The sequence below is a fragment of the Flavobacterium fluvii genome, assembly GCF_900129545.1.
Classification (GTDB): domain Bacteria; phylum Bacteroidota; class Bacteroidia; order Flavobacteriales; family Flavobacteriaceae; genus Flavobacterium; species Flavobacterium fluvii.
In genome coordinates this window covers 124,119-141,941 of record NZ_FQWB01000008.1, presented here as the reverse complement: position 1 = coordinate 141,941, position 17,823 = coordinate 124,119, and the positions used below count along the sequence as shown (strand labels likewise).

Sequence of the window (17,823 nt, the reverse complement as noted above, 5' to 3'; positions counted from 1 at the left end):
ATGTTGTTCGTTTATAAAAGTCAATTTATATGATGAATTACTTTTTTATAATACTCTTTAAATATATATTTACTTTATTATTATGTGTTTAGAGAACAAATACATCCAATCTTATTTATTAAAAATAGTTAATGTGTCTATAATTTTGAATGCTATGTCCATATTTTAAAGATTCATTATTAATATATTTATCAAAAAATTAGCCGCTAATTTATTATGCTTAAAAAATTGAATGATTCTTTTTATTAGAAATAATAAATACATTTTGCGTATTTACTTTTCAAGTACAAATAAACAACGCTAAACTAAAAACCAAACCTTTAACCAATTTAAAATTATGAGTTCAGAAAATTTACAAACCAAATGGGGACAATTTATTCCCCTAGTTACCGTATTCTTCTTTTGGGGATTTGTTGCAGCCAGCAACGATATTTTAATCCCCGTATTTAAAAAAGCATTTGATTTAACACAAGGCCAAAGCCAGTTCGTGTCCATTGCTTTCTACATTTCTTATACCGTGGGTTCCTTGATATATATGGGTATTTCCTTGTTGATGAAACAAGACTTGGTCAACAAAATTGGCTATAAAAACGGACTTGCCCTAGGATTGGTAATTTCGGCACTTGGAACATTGTTGTTTTATCCTGCGGCCAATACAGGGTCATATCCCCTGATGCTTGCCGGTTTATTCACTGTTGGCTTGGGATTTTCTTTGCAACAAACCGTTGCCAATCCTTTGGCGATTGCCTTGGGACCAATAAAAACGGGTTCCCAGCGATTGACTTTGGCAGGAGGAATCAATAATTTTGGAACCACCATTGGACCACTAATTGTAAGTTTCGCCATTTTTGGTGCGGCTGCAACAGGAAATACCGATATGAGTATCGAAAGCGTTAAAATCCCTTATTTAATTCTAGGATTGGCATTTATAATTGTAGCCGTTTTGTTGAAGTTTTCTTCCTTGCCGGAGCATCCTGAAACAATTGAGGAATCTGTAGAAGAAACAACCTCCGCAAAAAGTTCCGCTTTGCAATATCCGCAACTGGTTATGGGAATGATTGCCATTTTTCTTTATGTGGGTGTTGAAGTGGCAACTGCAGCCAATTTGCCTGCTTATATGGAATCGAAACTAGGATTTGCCATTGGAGATATTGCGCCATACGTGTCTTTATATTGGGCGAGTTTGATGATTGGTCGTTGGACTGGTGCCGTAGAAGCTTTTACGGATAACATGACGACTCAAAAAGTGTTGCGATTTTTGGCTCCCTATTTGGCGTTTGGCGTTTTCTTGCTTGTTAATGCCATTGCCAAACACGATTTGACTCCATTCTACATTTACGGAATAATTATTTTGGTGTTGATTGCTGCCGATATGGCCAGTAAAGGTAATCCTGCCAGGATGTTGCTCATATTTTCAGCATTGGGAATTATAGCCTTGTTTACCGGAATGGCAACAACCGGAATAGTGAGCGTTTATGCCTTTACCAGTGTTGGATTGTTTTGCAGCACGCTTTGGCCTTGTATTTTTACATTGGCGGTAAGCGGATTGGGAAAACACACCAGTCAAGGAAGCAGTTTCTTGATCATGATGATTATGGGTGGTGGAATTATCAGTTGGTTGCAAGGATTTGTTTCTGACAGCATTGGCATCCAAAACAGCTATATTGTCGGTGTTTTGTGTTTTGCTTATTTGGTATTTTATGCCTGGAAAGTAAGCGGAATTCTAAGAAATCAAGGTATCGATTTTGACAAGAAAATCAGTGGAGGACATTAAGAATCTATAATAACATAAAAAGAGGATGTTTCATTTATTTTGAAACATCCTCTTTTTGTTTATGAATCAAATGAATATTTTGAGTAAAAACTCAAATTGTCGACAAAAAATCAAAAACAAAAAAACAGTTTCACAATCATTTTGAAATCTGACCAACAAAATCACGAAACCTTTTTAACAACCATTTATTGCTGTTTTATAATAATTTTGATTAAATTTGGTTAAAATTCATTCATAATGAAAAGATTACACATCATAGTATTGGTTGTACTTGGCTTCTTGCTGATGCCGGAATCAACTTTTGCGTGTGGATGTAATTCTGGAAAAAAATCTTGCAACAAAGAGGTTGCCGAAAATACCGAAAAAATGGATCGTTGCAAAATGGATTGTTGCAAAAACGACAACCATTCCAAAAGTAAAAACAATGATTGCAATGGAAAATGTGGCCATTCCAATTGTGTTACTTCATCTACTCATTTTAGTGTACTATTATCGGAAACTAGATTCCAAATAAACAACTTTGACTTTTCAGAAAAAAATCAAAATTACTTCAATTCAGAAACCAATCTCTCTTCTGGTTTCTCTTCAATTTGGCTTATACCAAAAATAGGCTAAATCAATTTTTGACAGCCATAAGTGTGTCAATTTCAAAGCAGTTCTTGCTTTAAACTATTTATTTTATAAGTTAATTGAATCAAATAAATTATAGTTTTTTGCTATTGCTTTATTATTTTATAACCTATTCAATTCAAAATTATTTATACTTAAACCAAAACGGTAATTCGCTAAATCGAAGCTTTCGATGAAATCAAATTTCGTTTATTAAAATCAAAAAAAAATGAAAAATTTAATCCTGTCAGCCATAGTTATGGCATTCATAATGGTTTCTTGTAACCAAAAAAACAAAGAAGTTGAAACTACAATTGCTCCAGTGACGGAACAAGATTCAACCAAAAAAATAAAAGATGGCACTGAGGTGGTGAAAGACTCTGCAGTGGTCGATAAAATTTATGCTTGTCCGATGCATCCAGAAGCTAAGGGCAAATTAAATGACAAATGCCCAAAATGCGGAATGAAGTTGACTGAAGAAGTGAAATAATTCATCTCCCTTTCAACGTTTTTACGCAGAAAAGGGTAATTATATCAATAGTATTATGGTAGAAAAATTAATATCATTTTCATTAAAAAACCGATTTGTTGTCTTGCTCGTTTCGGCCTGTTTATTCTCTTGGGGCGTATATAGTGTGCAACAAAACCCCATTGATGCCATTCCGGACTTATCCGAAAATCAAGTAATTGTGTTTACGGAGTGGATGGGAAGAAGTCCGCAAGTTATCGAAGCACAAGTAACTTATCCCTTGGTATCCAATCTGCAAGGAATCCCAAAAGTCAAGAATATTCGTGGTGCTTCCATGTTTGGAATGAGCTTCGTCTATATCGTTTTTGAGGACAATGTCGATATTTATTGGGCAAGAACCAGGGTTTTGGAAAGGCTCAATTATGCCCAACGATTGTTGCCCCAAAACGTGGTTCCCACGCTTGGTCCTGACGGTACAGGGGTTGGTCACGTATTTTGGTATCATTTGGATGCTAATGGTATGGACTTGGGTGAACAAAGAGCCTTGCAGGATTGGTACGTAAAATTTGCATTGCAAACTGTTCCGGGAGTTGCAGAAGTGGCATCTTTTGGAGGTTTTGAAAAACAATACCAATTGGTTTTGGATCCTTTGAAAATGCAATATTACAAAGTCAGTATGATGGAAGTAATGAACGCCGTCAAAGCCAACAATAACGATGTTGGAGGACGGAAATTCGAAATGAGCGATATGTCATACATCATAAGGGGTTTGGGATATATCAAAAACATAAAGGATGTAGAAGAGATTGCCATCAAGAATTACAATTCTATTCCGGTACGGGTAAAAGATATTGGCTCCATCCAAATGGGAGGCGATTTGCGGTTGGGGATTTTTGATGAAGATGGCAAAGGTGAAGTGGTTGGCGGTATTGTGGTTATGCGATACGGAGAAAATGCCGATAAAGTGATAAATGCGGTCAAAGCAAAGATGAAAGAAGTGGAGAAAGGATTACCCGAAGGTGTTACTTTCAAAACCTCTTATGACAGAAGCGAATTGATTGAGAAAGCAATCGAATCAGTCAAAGGAACGCTAATCGAGGAAATGATTGCTGTTTCCATTGTCATTCTTCTTTTTCTTTTTCATTGGCGAAGCGCTTTAATTATTTTAATTCAATTGCCCATTTCCGTATCTGTCGGATTTATTTTGCTCCAAACTTTTGGAATTTCATCCAATATTATGTCATTAACGGGAATTGCATTGGCGATTGGTGTTGTGGTTGATGACGGAATTGTAATGGTGGAGAATGCCTATAGGACAATTTCGGAGCGACAAGAAGAAATGGATAATAACCAACATCTAACTTAAAATGGAAGATAAACTTAAAAATATTTTCAAGAAAGAAATCGACCCATTATCGTCTGATGAGAAACTGAAACTAATCGAGGCTTCTTCCAAATTAGTTGGTCCGGGTGTGTTTTATTCGACAATAATAGTAATTGCATCCTTTTTGCCTGTGTTTCTACTAACTGGAATGGAAGGTAAACTGTTTAGTCCATTGGCCTGGACGAAGTCGTTTATACTAATTGTAGATGCGTTTCTGGCCATCACGCTTACACCGGTTTTAATTAGTTTTTTGTTGAAAAGCAAACTTCGTCCGGAAAACAAAAATCCAATAAACAGAAAATTGGAAAGCATTTACACACCCATTTTGACGCTTTGTTTAAAATGGAGAAAAACAGTTTTGGCGGTTAATATTGTGGCGCTGTTAATTGGCGCGTTGATGTTTACCCGTTTGGGATCCGAATTTATGCCTCCGCTCGACGAAGGTTCCATTTTGTTTATGCCGGTAACATTGCCCGATGTATCCAATTCAGAAGTGAAACGAATTTTGCAAGTACAGGACAGATTGATAAAATCAATTCCCGAAGTGGCCCACGTTTTGGGAAAAGCAGGTAGAGCGAATACGGCAACCGATAACAGCCCCATAAGCATGATTGAAACGATTGTTTTACTAAAGCCTCGCCACGAATGGAGAGAAGGCAAAACGAAAGCGGATATTATAAATGAAATCAATAATAAATTGCAAATTCCGGGTGTTACCAATGGTTTTACGCAACCCATCATCAACCGTATCAATATGCTTTCTACGGGTATCCGAACCGATGTGGGAATAAAAATCTATGGCGAAAGTTTGGACACCATAAATGCTTTGTCCCAAAAAATAAAAATGGCATTGGATGGAACTTCGGGAGTAAAAGATTTGTACGCCGAACCCATTACGGGAGGGAAATACATAGATATTGTACCCAAACGTGATGTCATTGGCAGATACGGACTTTCAATTGATGACATAAATAATGTTGTGGAAGCGTCTATCGGCGGAATGAAACTCACCACAACCATCGAAGGAAGACAGCGTTTTTCGGTAAATGCAAGATATGCTCAAGAATACCGAAACAGTATTGAAGCCTTGAAAAAACTGCAGGTACAAACAATGGATTTTGGCCCAATTCCATTAGAAAGTGTGGCCGACGTAAAAATAAGCGACGGCCCGCCAATGGTAAACAGTGAAAATGCAATGCTTCGAGGGAGTGTCTTGTTTAATGTTCGTGACCGTGATTTGGGAAGTACGGTTAAAGAAGCACAGGCAAAACTGAATGAAATGATGACCAAAATGCCTAAAGGCTATTACGTGGAATGGAGTGGTCAATGGGAAAATCAAATCAGGGCCAATAAAACGTTGAGTTTAATTTTGCCAATTGTTGTTGTAATCATTTTTCTCATTTTATATTTTACCTACCGTTCCATGAAAGAGGCCTTGATTACAATGATAACAGTTCCATTCGCATTAATCGGAGGTGTATTTATGGTGTATTTCTATGGAATTAATTTGTCGGTTGCCGTGGCTGTCGGCTTTATAGCCTTGTTTGGTTTGGCAATCGAAACGGCAATGCTGATCACTATTTATTTGAACGAAGCCATGAACAAAATGGTCGAAAAATACGGTAACAGCAAGGAAACCTTGACAGAAGAAATAGTAAGAGAATATATTATTGAAGGTTCTGTCAAGCGATTGCGTCCAAAATTGATGACGGTTTCGGTTTCATTATTTGGTCTGATTCCTATTCTTTGGGCAACGGGAACCGGTGCCGACGTGATGCTCCCAATTACAGTTCCACTTATTGGGGGAACAATTACTTCAACGATTTATGTATTATTAGTAACCCCTGTTGTTTTTGAGATGGTGAAACTTCGCGAATTGAAAACAAAAGGAAAAATCACTCTTATAGATGCAAAATAGTATATTTTATTTCATCATAAGCTGTTTGATTTTAAGCTTTACCACTGTTAAAGCTCAAACACTTACTTTGGATAATGTCTTGAGTACCATCAAAACAAACAATCCACAATTGAAAATGTATGATGCCGATATTCAAAGTATGGATGCTTCGGCCAAAGGTGCCAGAAGTTGGATGCCACCGCAAGTGGAAACGGGGTTCTTTATGACTCCCTACAATTCCAATCTATGGAAAGCAGATGAAATGGGGCCAGGAATGGGAAGTTATATGTTAGGCGTTACCCAAATGATTCCGAATGCTTCCAAGCAAAATGCCAATGAAAATTTGATGAAAGCGATGTCCTCGGTCGAAAGTGAAAATAAAAATTTCACTTTGAACCAATTAAACGCATTGGCCAAAACCTATTATTATGAATGGATCATCATCAATAAAAAGACAAAAATTGCCCAAGACAATCTTCTGCTTTTGGAGTACATGATCAAGAGTATGGAAATACGCTATCAGTACAATATGGATAAACTACCTTCTTATTACAAAGCTAAATCCCAATACGCTACTCTGCAAAGTATGATTGTTATGTTGGAAAATGATGCGTCACAGCGAAAATACATGCTCAATACCTTGATGGCTCGTGATAAAAACGAGGATTTCAACATTGATTCCAATTACCAAATCAAGGATTTCAATCTCCTTGAAGCGGATTTGTCTCCATACATCAACAACCGTAGCGACATCAAGGCTATTGATAAAACCAAAGAAATCAATAACTATAAAATTGAGGTGGAAAAAGTCGCAACGAGACCGGAATTTGGAGTGAAATACGATCATATGTTTGCTTTTGGGAATCAGCCTCAGCAATTTTCATTGATGGGAATGATGACTATTCCGGTGTCTTGGTCCACCAAAATGAATAAAGCCAATATAGAAAGCTATCGCATCAAAAACGAAAGTTTGGATTGGCAAAAGCAAATGATTGCCAACGAAGCCAGCGGAATGATAAAAGGGATGAATGCAGAGTTTTTGAACCTTAAAAAACAATATCAAATTACACAAGACAATATTATTCCGTCTCTGAAACGAAACTATGATACCGCCATTTTAGCTTGGCAAAACAACACCGGAGATTTATTCGCTGCCTTAGAAGCTTGGGAAGCAATAAACATGATTCAAATTGATGCTTTGGATAAATTAAAATCAATTCTATTAGCACAAGTTCAAATTGAAAAACAACTAGAAATCAATTAGTTATGAATAATTATATAAAGTATAGTTTGATATTTGTTGTGGTTTCTATTATTGGAATTGCTGTCTATTTCTTTGCCACCAAATCAGATCATCATTCGGAAATGGAGAATCAAAATGAGGTTTATACTTGTTCGATGCATCCTGAAATCATTAAAGACAAACCGGGCAGTTGTCCCATTTGTGGAATGAATTTGGTTAAAAAAGTAACCAAGGACCATTCCGAAATAAATGATTCTGTTGATGATCTTTTGAAACCTACCGATAAATTTGTCGTGGGAAATTATCAAACCACAACCGCAAAAGACACGGTCATACATAGCAAAATCAGTTTGCCTGGAATTGTGGCTTACGATTCGAATTCGGCTGTAAACATATCAGCGAGAATAAGCGGTAGAATTGAAAAAATGTACGTCAACCATAAGTACCAAAAAGTAGCCAAAGGACAAAAGATGTTTGAAATATATAGTCCGGAATTATTAACCGAACAGCAAAATTTCATCTATTTGATTTCCAATGATAGCCAGAATGTATCGATTATTAATTCGGCCAAGCAGAAATTATTGCTCTATGGGATGACAAACAATCAGATAAATGCATTGGCTTCCACTAAAAAAGTGAATCCAGTACTTACAATTTATAGTCCTGCAAACGGAATCATTACGGGAACAGAAACAATGACTAATTCAGTTATTTCAACGATGTCAAAAACTAGTAGTAATACAGAAGCTTTGGATGTCAAAGAAGGAAATTATATTAAGAAAGGAGAAGTTGTTTTCAAGTTGATGAATATAGATAAAGTTTGGGGCGTTTTCAATGTTCTGCAAGGATACACCAGTCTTGTTAAAATCAATCAACCGATTGAAATTACTTCTGAATTGGATGAAAAGAATAGTATTTCCGAAAAAATAAATTTTGTGGAAACGCAATTAAATCCAGCCGACAAAACCAATAAGATTAGGGTGTATCTCAATAATGAAAATTTAAAATTACCCATTGGAACAAGATTAGAGGGTATTGTGCAATTAAATTCAACAAAGGCAATTTGGTTGCAAAAACAGGCTTTGGTTAGTTTGGGTGAGAAAAAAGTAGTTTTTGTGAAATTGGGCAATGGTTTCAAAGCAACAGGCATACAAACAGGTATTGAAATGGGTGATTTTGTTCAAGTTTTGGGAGGTATTTCCAGCAAAGATACAATTGCTAAAAACGCCCAATATTTAATGGACAGCGAAAGTTTTATCAAAACCGAATAAAGATGAAATACGAAGTATTCACGAATACAATTAAAATAAAAATGATGAGTAAAACATTAAAACAAATAACTTTACTATCAATACTGCTTATGGTAATTGTAGCCTGCAATTCCAAAAGCAAGGAAGATCATGGCAAGCACAATATGGGGAAAGAAACTAAATATTACACCTGTTCCATGGATCCACAAGTTAAGGAGGATAAGCCAGGAAAATGCCCCATTTGCCATATGGAGTTAACACCAATAAAACAAGATGATTCTGGAGCCAACGAAATAAGTTTAAGCAAACAGCAAATCCGTTTGGGTAATATTAGCACGCAATCTATTGCAGAAACCAAAAGCAGTTTGAATCAAAGTTACACCGGTACTTTAGCTATAAATCAAGAGAAAATCAATTCGGTTTCATCAAGAGCGATGGGGCGAATTGAAAAATTGTTTTTCAAGTCAGTTGGAGATTATGTTGCCAAAAACCAAGCGGTTTATTCTTTATATAGCGAAGATATTGCCATTGCCAAACAAGATTATTTGACAGCTTACAAACAACTGTCGATGCCGGGAGATTTTGGAAAAAACGCAAAAAACATGCTAGTCAGTGCAAAGCAAAAACTTCTTTTTTATGGTCTTGCCAATGCCCAAATTGAAAGCATCAAAACCAATAAAGATATTTCGCCAAACACTATATTTTACAGCACTTATAGCGGAACAATTTCGGAAATCATCGCCACTGAAGGAGGTTATGTAATGGAAGGATCGGGAATACTAAAATTGGCTGATTTGAACAGTCTTTGGTTGGAAACGCAAGTCAACGTCAACTATGTCAAAAATCTAAAACTGGGGCAAAATGCTACCATTACATTTACCGATTTTCCAGAGAAAACAATACACACAAAAGTTTCGTTCATCAATCCAGAAATCAATCCAGACACGCGAATGTTGTTGATTCGAATGGAAATCCCCAATCCAAATTTGCTCCTCAAACCCGGAATGCAAGCCATCGCACAATTGACGCAATCCAACGCAAAAGGATTGTATATTCCTGTAAATGCCGTGATCAGGGAAGAAAATGCAACTTATATTTGGCTGGAAAAAAGACCCGGTGTTTTTGAAAATTTAATGGTGGAAACCGGAATTGAAACCAATGGAATGATCGAAATCAAAACCGAAATAGATCCCGCCAAAAAAGTGGTTGTAACCGGAGCTTATGCCATAAACAGCGAATATAAATTCCGAAAAGGAAGCGACCCAATGGAGGGGATGAAGATGTGAGAAGGAAACTATTTCGGTAAAATGACAACTCTAAAACAAGTTGAAATAAAAACAAAAAACCATGCAAATTAAAAATTTAGGCATTCTATTAATCCTGATACTCGTTATTGGCTGCACGAAAACTGTTTATAAGCCGAAATGGGTTCATGAAACGGCACCGGACACTTTCGTTACCAGATTCGAAACTTCTAAAGGCAATTTTGATGTTCAAATACATCGAGAGGCATCGCCAAAAGCCGTGGATCGATTTTATCAATTAGTCCAACGCCGTTTTTTTGACCAAACCGTTTTCTACAGGGTTGTTCCCAACTTTGTGGCACAATTCGGGATTATTGATTCCACTAAAACGGCTCTTTGGAAAGAAAACAAGATTCCCGATGAGCCGGTTCGCGAAAGCAATCTAAAAGGCGCCATCAGTTATGCCAGAGTCGGAAAAGAATCCAGACACGACCATTTATTTATCAATCTAAAAAACAACCAGAGGCTTGATACTGTTATGGCCAACGGTGTAAAAGGTTATCCTCCTTTCGGTACTGTAATAAAAGGAATGGATGTCGTGGAATCACTATATTCAGGATATGGCAACGAAACTATGGCCAAAGTAGATTCATTAAATTATACCCAATTACTGCAAGCTTTTCCAAAACTGGACTTGATAAACAAGGTTTATATACTTAAAAATAAATAGTTCCCGGCTTGTCTGACAGCTACATACAAAAAAGCAAAAACGCCCTAAAACAGATGTTCTACGGCGTTTTTTTATTCAAAACAATAATGTATTACTACTAATTTCTTCTATTTCAAATTACCTTATTGTTTTTTCACGGCTTCCAGTTTCTCCGGAAAAGCGGATTGTCCTTCCAGATTATTGATGAGCAAGGAATCCACATTGTTGCTTTCGACTGCATAGGCAAAATAATCAGGTTTGTTTTTTCCCCATTTCACGGAACAGTTTTGCATTTTTATATTTTCTGCCGCATCAAAATAAAAGCCGGAAGTACTTCCTTTTACAAACCCCTCCAACTCTGATGGGCGACGATCGTAAACTCCGCCTGGATTATTTGTGGTTTTATCAATAAAAACATTGACATTGTCAAAAACAATGTTGTCGATTTTATCTTTGGATTCTGCACTCACATACACCCCATTTTCACTGCTGCATTGGATATTCGAAAAAAGGATGTTGCTGATTTTGCCCACTTTCCCTTCTGTTGCTCCTTTTGGAAAACGCCAATTGGCATCTTTGTGGTTGCCTTTTGCCCGGCGATACCCCGTAACATAAATCGGTTCTGCCTTCCCCCACCAAGTATCGGTGGTCAAACGACTTTCAATAATCATGTTGGAAAAAATCACGTCGCTTACCGTTCCTTCATCCCTATTTTGAATCCCTACCCCACGATTGCTGTTTTTGATAATGCAATTATTGAACACGACTTGCCTGATGGCGTCCATATTTTCTGAACCAATCTTGATGGCACAACTGCTGCTGGTCATCGTACAGTTTGTAACCGTTATATTTTCGCAAGCACCAAACTCTTCAAATTCTCTCCTGTTTTTTAAACAAATGCAATCATCACCGCTTTCGATATAACAATCACTGATACGCACATTTTTGGAATGATCCAAATCAATACCGTCGCTATTGCGTACTTTCAAACTGTTCAGCAAGGTAATTCCACTGATTACCACGTCATTGCAACCCACAAGATGAACTGTCCAATAAGCCGAATTTCCTATGTGAATGTCTCTTATTCTAATGTTTTTTCCTCCAATGATTGTCAATACGTGTGGTCTTGGATCCAAACCGACAAAAGGTTTCAAAACATAGGAATCCGCCAATTCTTCTCCCATAAAAGAAATGCCGTTTCCATCTATTTGACCAGTGCCACTGATGCTGAAATTTTCTATGTTTTCACCACCAATCCAAATCGTGCCTTCTCCTGGATTCGTGCGAAAAGCACTTTTGGTGTATAGCTTTTCATCTGGACTTGCCAATAATTTAGCCCCTGCTTCCACATGAAGATCAATACCCGATTTCACGTTGAATGGACCTGTCAAAAAGGTAAACGGAGCCGGAATAAGTACTGTTCCCCCAGTTTTACTGCAAGCGTCAATTGCTTTTTGAATTGCAACGGCATCATTGGTTTTTCCATCTCCTTTAGCTCCATATTTTTTAACATCATACACTTTTTGCGCCACGGCAGTCAAGGAAAGACAACTAACGATTAGTACAATTATGGATCTTTTCATCATTTTTATTTAATTTAATATGAATATCTGCTAAGCAGACCAACAATTTATTATACTTTTTTAACCATTAAGAAATTAAGAAAATTAAGTTTTAGCCTTATGAATCTTAATTCCTGGTTCTACCTGAAATGTTGTGAATATCCTTTTTTTTTTAAACCATTAAGAAAATTTAAGAGGATTAAAAACACTGAAACTCTTAATTTTCTTAATGCACTTAATGGTTTAAATATTTTGTCTTTCACACAAATATCAGTGGGAGGCATTCTTTTATTTACTCTTTATACTCCGCTATTAACGGAAAAACCGCCATCCACGGTGATTTTTGTTCCTGAAACGAATTTGGAAGCATCACTCAACAGCCAAACCAAAGCACCTGTAAGTTCCTCTGGATTTCCAAAACGGCTAAAAGGAGTGTTTTGAATGATCAAATTCCCTCTTTCGGTCAAACTTCCGTCTGCATTGGTCAAGAGCGTCCTGTTTTGTTCGGCCAAGAAAAAGCCTGGCGCAATGGAATTCATCCGAATTTTATCGCCAAATCTATTTGCCAATTCTACCGCAAACCATTTGGTATAAGAATCAATGGATGATTTCGCCAAACTATATCCCAATACCCTGGTTACTGCATGATCTGCCGCAACTGACGAAATATTGACAATACTGCCTGATCCACCATTTTTTATGACTTCGCCAAAAATTTGTGTCGGTAAAATGGTTCCAAACAAATTCAAATTCATCACTTCCTGCAATGCCGACATGTTCAATTGAAAAATATCTTTTCCCGGCTCAATCACGGCATCGGGTATATTGCCGCCGGCACCATTGACCAATCCGTCTATTTTACCATATTTTGACAGCATTTTTTCACGCGCATTTATCAGGTCTTGTTCATTTGTCACATCTGCAATTAAGGCAACGGCTTCACCACCTTGATCCATGATTGTAGCGACTCTTTTGTCGGCAATTTTTTCATTTCTTCCCAATACGCCCACAATTCCACCTGCATCAGCAATAGCATTGACAAATGCTTCTCCCAATATTCCAGTAGCTCCAGTTACCACTATTACCTTTCCTTGTAATGAAAAATCGTTTTTCATATGTTGATATTTATTGTTTTTTATCGGTCATATGTAATTCGCATATCATAATTGGTTTTTGCGACCAATTATCGGTTATGCTCATTTCACAGTTTTATATTTAAATTTTTACTAATTCAGTCTTCAAATATAAATTATTTCATTTGCAATTCATAAGTACTTTGTTTCGGTTCACTTTTTCTTTTTAAAGCTTCTGCATCAAGATTACTGGAGGGAACATCTTTAAAAACGATTTGATTGGTTTTATCCGAAGGAACATCAATACTTTCCATTCGAAGTTGTTTCACATCATCAAATACAAAAGCGGGACGAAAATCTTCTTTTTCTAGTGTCAATTTTATATTCTTCATTTGGATTCCATCAACGTGGCGAACATAAAATCCCCACGAAGGCAGTTCTCCAAACATCGTAAATTCTGGATATCCTTTAATGTTTTCAAACACGTCTTTCAAACGCCACAAAGGCAAATAAGCCATTCCTTTGGACGCTCTTCCTGGATACGTAATTTCAATGTTTTCCAAGGTTATGTTTTCGATGGAATGTCCTGGTATTCCGGCAATCGAAGCAGGAAAAGGATTGTGGAAATAATCCACTTCCGGGCCACGCAAATCATAATCAATGTCCGGGCGTCCAAAAGGGATTTGGGCTTTTACGTTTTTGATGGACACGTTTTTGATATAACCCGGTTTGTCTCCATTTCTGTGTCCTAATCGAATTAGAATCGCATTTCCTGTATTTACGGCAGTAATATCCGAAACCTTGATGTTTTCAATCTCGGCACCGTCTACAGATTCAATGGCAATAGCCGATCTGAAAGTATCAAAAACCTTAATATTTTCGATAATAATGTTTTTGAAACTCCCATATGAACCCGTACCAAACTTGACCGCACTGGCACTTGATCTAATGGAACAGTTTGCTATATAATAATTATCATTGTACAATCCCGGACTATCGGATTTCAGGCAAATTCCGTCATCGGCTGCATTGATATCGCAATTTGTTATGCGAACGTTATTGCAACCATCCAAATCGATGCCATCATTGTTCCAATAAGCACGGCTGTTTACATTCACATAATCGATAACAATGTTTTTTGATTTTCGCAATGAAAACACCCAACCTGGACTGTTTTTCAATAGCACATCCGTCACTTTGATGGAGTCGCATTCCGAAAGAAAAATCAATTTTCCTCTGCCATCATTAGGGCGAAGTCTCCTGTAATTGTAATTTGGGTCGATTCGTACTCCGGTATGATGCAAACTGTCAACCGCCAAAGCCAACTCACGCCCCTGACCATCGATAATTCCTTTTCCCGTAATGGCTATGTTTTTTTGGGCGTGGGAAATTATCAAAGCGCGCGCATCATTGTATTTCGGATAATCGTCAGGATTTATGCTTCCCAACAGAGTAGTTCCATCTTCAAAAAACAACTCTACCCCACTTTTTAAAACAATACTCCCTGACAAGAATTTCCCTTTTGAAAAAACAACTCTTCCTCCCCCATTTTTATTGGCGGCATCAATTGCTTTTTGAATCGCTTTTGTGTTTAATGTTTTACCATCAGCCACAGCACCAAAAGCCGTCACCAAATAATCTTTTCGTTTATTGGCATACATTTCGACATTGAAACTTAGCTGGAAAAGAAAAAACAAAACGACACAATTCTTAAAAATCCTTTTGCTGTTATTGTTCATTATTATCTTATTTATCAATTTAAATATTACCAAAAAACAGTATATAATCCCACTAATATTCCACTAATAATGAATGATCCTAAAACAAAGTCAGAAGAAACTCTAAACAGTGATTTATCAACTTCAATCTTGTAGGTCGCATGCTGTTCTTCGGTTTGAGGTTTTAGTAGACTAATGGCCACCATTATCAATACTATGGCAAAGAATGCGATTGTCATTCTGTCCAAAAATGGGTAATCAGGAAAAACACCGTTCGTCCACAAAGGCAGGAACTTTAGTACTGCGGCAATAGGCACAGTCAGCAATGCGCCTGCAAGCCCAGCCGAAGCGGTTGTCTTTTTCCAAAACATTCCCAATAAAAAAATGGCGAGAACACCCGGCGAGAAGAAACCAACATACTCCTGTATAAACTGATAGGCTTGATCCAATGATTTTAATGCCGGGGCAACAAGAGCGGCAATACACATCGAAATTACCACACACCATCTTCCGGTAAGCACCAATTTTCTTTCGGTTGCGTTTTTGTTAAAATATTTTTTGTAAATGTCCAAAGAGAAAATTGTGGAAATACTGTTGGCTTTACCTGCCAGAGAGGCTGCAATCGCCGCCGTCAAAGCCGCCAAAGCCACTCCTTTTAATCCAGCTGGCAATAAATTCATCAATGTTGGATAAGCATGATCGGGTTTTAAAGCCCCAGAGGCATCGACCATTTCTTGCTGAAACATTCCGTGCTGATGCATTACATACATTGCAATGCCCGGTAAAACTGCAATAATTGGCACCATTAATTTTAAAAACGCGGCAAACAAAATACCTTTACGGGCGGTTTTCAAATCGGCTCCCAAAGCTCTTTGAACAATGTATTGATTACAACCCCAATAAGCCAAATTATTGATAAGCATACCGCCTATAAGTACAGACATTCCCGGCAATTCAGCATAATGAGGGTTAAATTCGTCAAATATCATGTGCAGATGATCCGGCGCTTTGTCTTTCAAAACAGAAAGCCCTTTAAGAATGTCTTTTCCAAATCCGAACTTTTCAGACAGCAGGGTTAGCGACAAATAAGTGGTAACCAAACCACCAAGAATCAACACAACAACTTGAAAAATATCGGTATATCCTATTACTTTCATTCCTCCCAAAGTAACGATGATGGAGAACAAACTCAATCCTATAACACAAGCTTGGAAGCTAATGGGTGCGATAGATGAAATGGCCAAAGCGCCTAAATAGATAATTGAAGTAAGATTTACGAACACATAAATCAACAGCCAAATTATTGCCATTATGGTGCTCACGGTACCGTTATATCTTTTTGCCAAAAATTGTGGCATCGTGAATATCTTGTTTTTAAGATAGACCGGTAAAATAAATATGGCCACCAAAATTAATGTGGCGGCTGCCATCCATTCGTAGGAAGCAATGGCCAATCCAAGTGCAAATCCGGAACCGCTCATTCCTATAAAATGTTCCGCCGAAATATTGGATGCAATCAATGATGCTCCAATAGCCCACCAAGTAAGTGACCCTTCTGCCAAAAAATATTCTTGAGAACTGGAAGATGTGTTTTTCTTACTTCGGTAAATATACATCCCATAGGTTGTAACCAGTATGAAATAAATAATGAAAACTATATAATCTGCGGGTTGTAATACATTCATAATTTAATTGGTTGATTTAGTAATAGTGTATAATTTGGTTTAAATATTTTTGGTTTAGATTTTCAAAAACCATTTTCTTTTGTACAGAAAATAAAGTAAAACGAGTTGGACAAACGTTACTGATAAAGCGGTAAACACGGGTTGCCAAATGAGCGGCAAAAATTCAATGGCTCCTCCAAATACAAACTCGGCAGTATGTTTGAAATTTACCAAACCCTCTGATGCCATATAAATCAATATCGAATTGGAGCCAATCAGTAGTAAAGGAAATGCCCATTTACGGAAACCCAATACGTCGATTACCAGATAAAAAAAGACAAAAAACAAAATACTGAATCCGCCAACCAAACACACGAAAGAACTTGTCCACAAGCGCTTGTTTATAGGAAAATCATAATTCCAAAGAATACCAATCCCTATCAAAACAACTGCTGACGCAATCATTATCAATAGTTTTTTGTTTATCGAAAAGGAGTCCTCCATTTTCAAAAATGTTCCCAAAAACATTCCCAGCAAAGCGGTGGCAATGGCTGGTATCGTCGAAAACAATCCTTCGGGATCATATACTTTACTGTGTAGTCGTCCCGGCAGAAACTTTTGGTCGAAATAGCTTGAAAATGAGCCTTCCGGCGTTAAAATACCAGCCCCAAAATTAGGGACTGGCATCAACTTTAAAACTAAATAATAACCAACCAAAATAACTGCTAACCACAACAGTTGCTTTTTTAAATCAAAATTCAAATAGATGATGCCTGCAAAAAACCAAGCTAGTCCAATACGTCCCAACACGCTGGCAAAACGAGTTTGATCATAGCCGTCAAACCGCAATAATCCATTGACCACAAACCCCAACAACAATAAAATACCCGTTCTTTTTACCATGGATAGGTATATTTTTCGTTTTTCGCTGGACGGTAATTCCATTGGTGTTTTCACTCCTGCACTCCTCATTTTCTTCTCGAAAGAATAAGGCATCGAAACTCCGGCAACGAATAGAAATACGGGAAATATCATGTCATAAAACGTAATACCGTTCCAATCTGTATGATGCATTTGCGATGACATCCATATAAAAACAGGAATTGGCATTGCCTTCGCCAAAGCGTGAATAATATGTTCGCCACTCATGATCCAAAACATTACAAACCCTCTCAGGACGTCCAAAGAAACCAGCCTGCCATTTGTAGTATTACCCATAATATCCTT

At 37.3% G+C, this 17,823-nt stretch carries 14 protein-coding genes; 9 read left to right on the top strand and 5 right to left on the bottom strand.

Annotation, left to right across the window (positions count from 1 at the left end):
• Positions 1 to 337 precede the first annotated feature (337 nt).
• The 9 genes from BUC16_RS15555 (at position 338) to BUC16_RS15515 (ending at position 10,600) form a co-directional block, all read left to right on the top strand.
• Positions 338 to 1,774, top strand: a complete 1,437-nt coding sequence (locus tag BUC16_RS15555) for an MFS transporter (protein ID WP_073371726.1) — start codon at positions 338 to 340, stop codon at positions 1,772 to 1,774.
• 237 nt (positions 1,775 to 2,011) lie between these two features.
• A complete protein-coding gene (locus BUC16_RS15550) occupies positions 2,012 to 2,389 on the top strand; it encodes a hypothetical protein (RefSeq protein ID WP_084546304.1) in 378 nt (125 codons plus the stop codon).
• 223 nt (positions 2,390 to 2,612) lie between these two features.
• The gene (locus BUC16_RS15545; RefSeq protein ID WP_073371724.1) at positions 2,613 to 2,873 is read left to right on the top strand and encodes a heavy metal-binding domain-containing protein; all 261 of its coding nucleotides are present in this window, start codon (positions 2,613 to 2,615) and stop codon (positions 2,871 to 2,873) included.
• 55 nt (positions 2,874 to 2,928) lie between these two features.
• Complete coding sequence (locus tag BUC16_RS15540) at positions 2,929 to 4,218, top strand: efflux RND transporter permease subunit (protein WP_073371723.1); 1,290 nt, start codon at positions 2,929 to 2,931, stop codon at positions 4,216 to 4,218.
• A 1-nt stretch (position 4,219) separates the two neighbouring features.
• Positions 4,220 to 6,154, top strand: a complete 1,935-nt coding sequence (locus BUC16_RS15535; protein WP_073371722.1) for an efflux RND transporter permease subunit — start codon at positions 4,220 to 4,222, stop codon at positions 6,152 to 6,154.
• Positions 6,144 to 7,397 carry a TolC family protein gene (locus BUC16_RS15530; RefSeq protein ID WP_073371721.1) on the top strand — a complete coding sequence of 418 codons (1,254 nt, stop codon included), beginning with the start codon at positions 6,144 to 6,146 and terminating at the stop codon, positions 7,395 to 7,397. Before BUC16_RS15535 ends, BUC16_RS15530 begins: the two co-directional genes overlap by 11 nt.
• Before the next feature lie 2 nt (positions 7,398 to 7,399).
• The gene (locus BUC16_RS15525) at positions 7,400 to 8,647 is read left to right on the top strand and encodes a heavy metal-binding domain-containing protein (protein WP_073371720.1); all 1,248 of its coding nucleotides are present in this window, start codon (positions 7,400 to 7,402) and stop codon (positions 8,645 to 8,647) included.
• Positions 8,648 to 8,649: 2 nt separating this feature from the next.
• Positions 8,650 to 9,912 carry an efflux RND transporter periplasmic adaptor subunit gene (locus tag BUC16_RS15520; protein ID WP_244534378.1) on the top strand — a complete coding sequence of 421 codons (1,263 nt, stop codon included), beginning with the start codon at positions 8,650 to 8,652 and terminating at the stop codon, positions 9,910 to 9,912.
• Positions 9,913 to 9,973: 61 nt separating this feature from the next.
• Positions 9,974 to 10,600, top strand: a complete 627-nt coding sequence (locus tag BUC16_RS15515) for a peptidylprolyl isomerase (protein ID WP_084546302.1) — start codon at positions 9,974 to 9,976, stop codon at positions 10,598 to 10,600.
• 122 nt (positions 10,601 to 10,722) lie between these two features.
• On the opposite strand, the gene BUC16_RS15510 is transcribed toward BUC16_RS15515, so the two are convergent.
• The 5 genes from BUC16_RS15510 to BUC16_RS15490 all read right to left on the bottom strand — a co-directional run bounded on the left by BUC16_RS15510 (position 10,723) and on the right by BUC16_RS15490 (position 17,814).
• Positions 10,723 to 12,165: a glycoside hydrolase family 28 protein gene (locus tag BUC16_RS15510; protein WP_073371719.1), complete on the bottom strand. Its 1,443-nt coding sequence runs from the start codon at positions 12,163 to 12,165 to the stop codon at positions 10,723 to 10,725.
• A 275-nt stretch (positions 12,166 to 12,440) separates the two neighbouring features.
• Positions 12,441 to 13,256 (bottom strand): SDR family oxidoreductase, encoded by an 816-nt coding sequence (locus tag BUC16_RS15505; protein WP_073371718.1) that lies wholly within the window; start codon positions 13,254 to 13,256, stop codon positions 12,441 to 12,443.
• Between the two features lie 134 nt (positions 13,257 to 13,390).
• On the bottom strand, positions 13,391 to 14,953 hold the full coding sequence (locus tag BUC16_RS15500) for a glycoside hydrolase family 28 protein (protein ID WP_084546300.1): 1,563 nt from the start codon (positions 14,951 to 14,953) through the stop codon (positions 13,391 to 13,393).
• A 26-nt stretch (positions 14,954 to 14,979) separates the two neighbouring features.
• Positions 14,980 to 16,617 carry a sodium:solute symporter family transporter gene (locus BUC16_RS15495; protein WP_073371717.1) on the bottom strand — a complete coding sequence of 546 codons (1,638 nt, stop codon included), beginning with the start codon at positions 16,615 to 16,617 and terminating at the stop codon, positions 14,980 to 14,982.
• A gap of 54 nt (positions 16,618 to 16,671) precedes the next feature.
• The gene (locus BUC16_RS15490; protein ID WP_073371716.1) at positions 16,672 to 17,814 is read right to left on the bottom strand and encodes an acyltransferase family protein; all 1,143 of its coding nucleotides are present in this window, start codon (positions 17,812 to 17,814) and stop codon (positions 16,672 to 16,674) included.
• Between the last annotated feature and the right edge of the window lie 9 nt (positions 17,815 to 17,823).

Bases quoted from the DNA above. Each gene is read 5' to 3' on its own strand.
- BUC16_RS15500 (WP_084546300.1), bottom strand. From the start codon at position 14,953: ATGAACAATAACAGCAAAAGGATTTTTAAGAATTGTGTCGTTTTGTTT.
- BUC16_RS15525 (WP_073371720.1), top strand. From the start codon at position 7,400: ATGAATAATTATATAAAGTATAGTTTGATATTTGTTGTGGTTTCTATT.
- BUC16_RS15510 (WP_073371719.1), bottom strand. From the start codon at position 12,165: ATGATGAAAAGATCCATAATTGTACTAATCGTTAGTTGTCTTTCCTTG.
- BUC16_RS15540 (WP_073371723.1), top strand. From the start codon at position 2,929: ATGGTAGAAAAATTAATATCATTTTCATTAAAAAACCGATTTGTTGTC.
- BUC16_RS15515 (WP_084546302.1), top strand. From the start codon at position 9,974: ATGCAAATTAAAAATTTAGGCATTCTATTAATCCTGATACTCGTTATT.
- BUC16_RS15505 (WP_073371718.1), bottom strand. From the start codon at position 13,256: ATGAAAAACGATTTTTCATTACAAGGAAAGGTAATAGTGGTAACTGGA.
- BUC16_RS15535 (WP_073371722.1), top strand. From the start codon at position 4,220: ATGGAAGATAAACTTAAAAATATTTTCAAGAAAGAAATCGACCCATTA.
- BUC16_RS15530 (WP_073371721.1), top strand. From the start codon at position 6,144: ATGCAAAATAGTATATTTTATTTCATCATAAGCTGTTTGATTTTAAGC.
- BUC16_RS15555 (WP_073371726.1), top strand. From the start codon at position 338: ATGAGTTCAGAAAATTTACAAACCAAATGGGGACAATTTATTCCCCTA.
- BUC16_RS15545 (WP_073371724.1), top strand. From the start codon at position 2,613: ATGAAAAATTTAATCCTGTCAGCCATAGTTATGGCATTCATAATGGTT.
- BUC16_RS15520 (WP_244534378.1), top strand. From the start codon at position 8,650: ATGAAATACGAAGTATTCACGAATACAATTAAAATAAAAATGATGAGT.
- BUC16_RS15490 (WP_073371716.1), bottom strand. From the start codon at position 17,814: ATGGGTAATACTACAAATGGCAGGCTGGTTTCTTTGGACGTCCTGAGA.
- BUC16_RS15495 (WP_073371717.1), bottom strand. From the start codon at position 16,617: ATGAATGTATTACAACCCGCAGATTATATAGTTTTCATTATTTATTTC.
- BUC16_RS15550 (WP_084546304.1), top strand. From the start codon at position 2,012: ATGAAAAGATTACACATCATAGTATTGGTTGTACTTGGCTTCTTGCTG.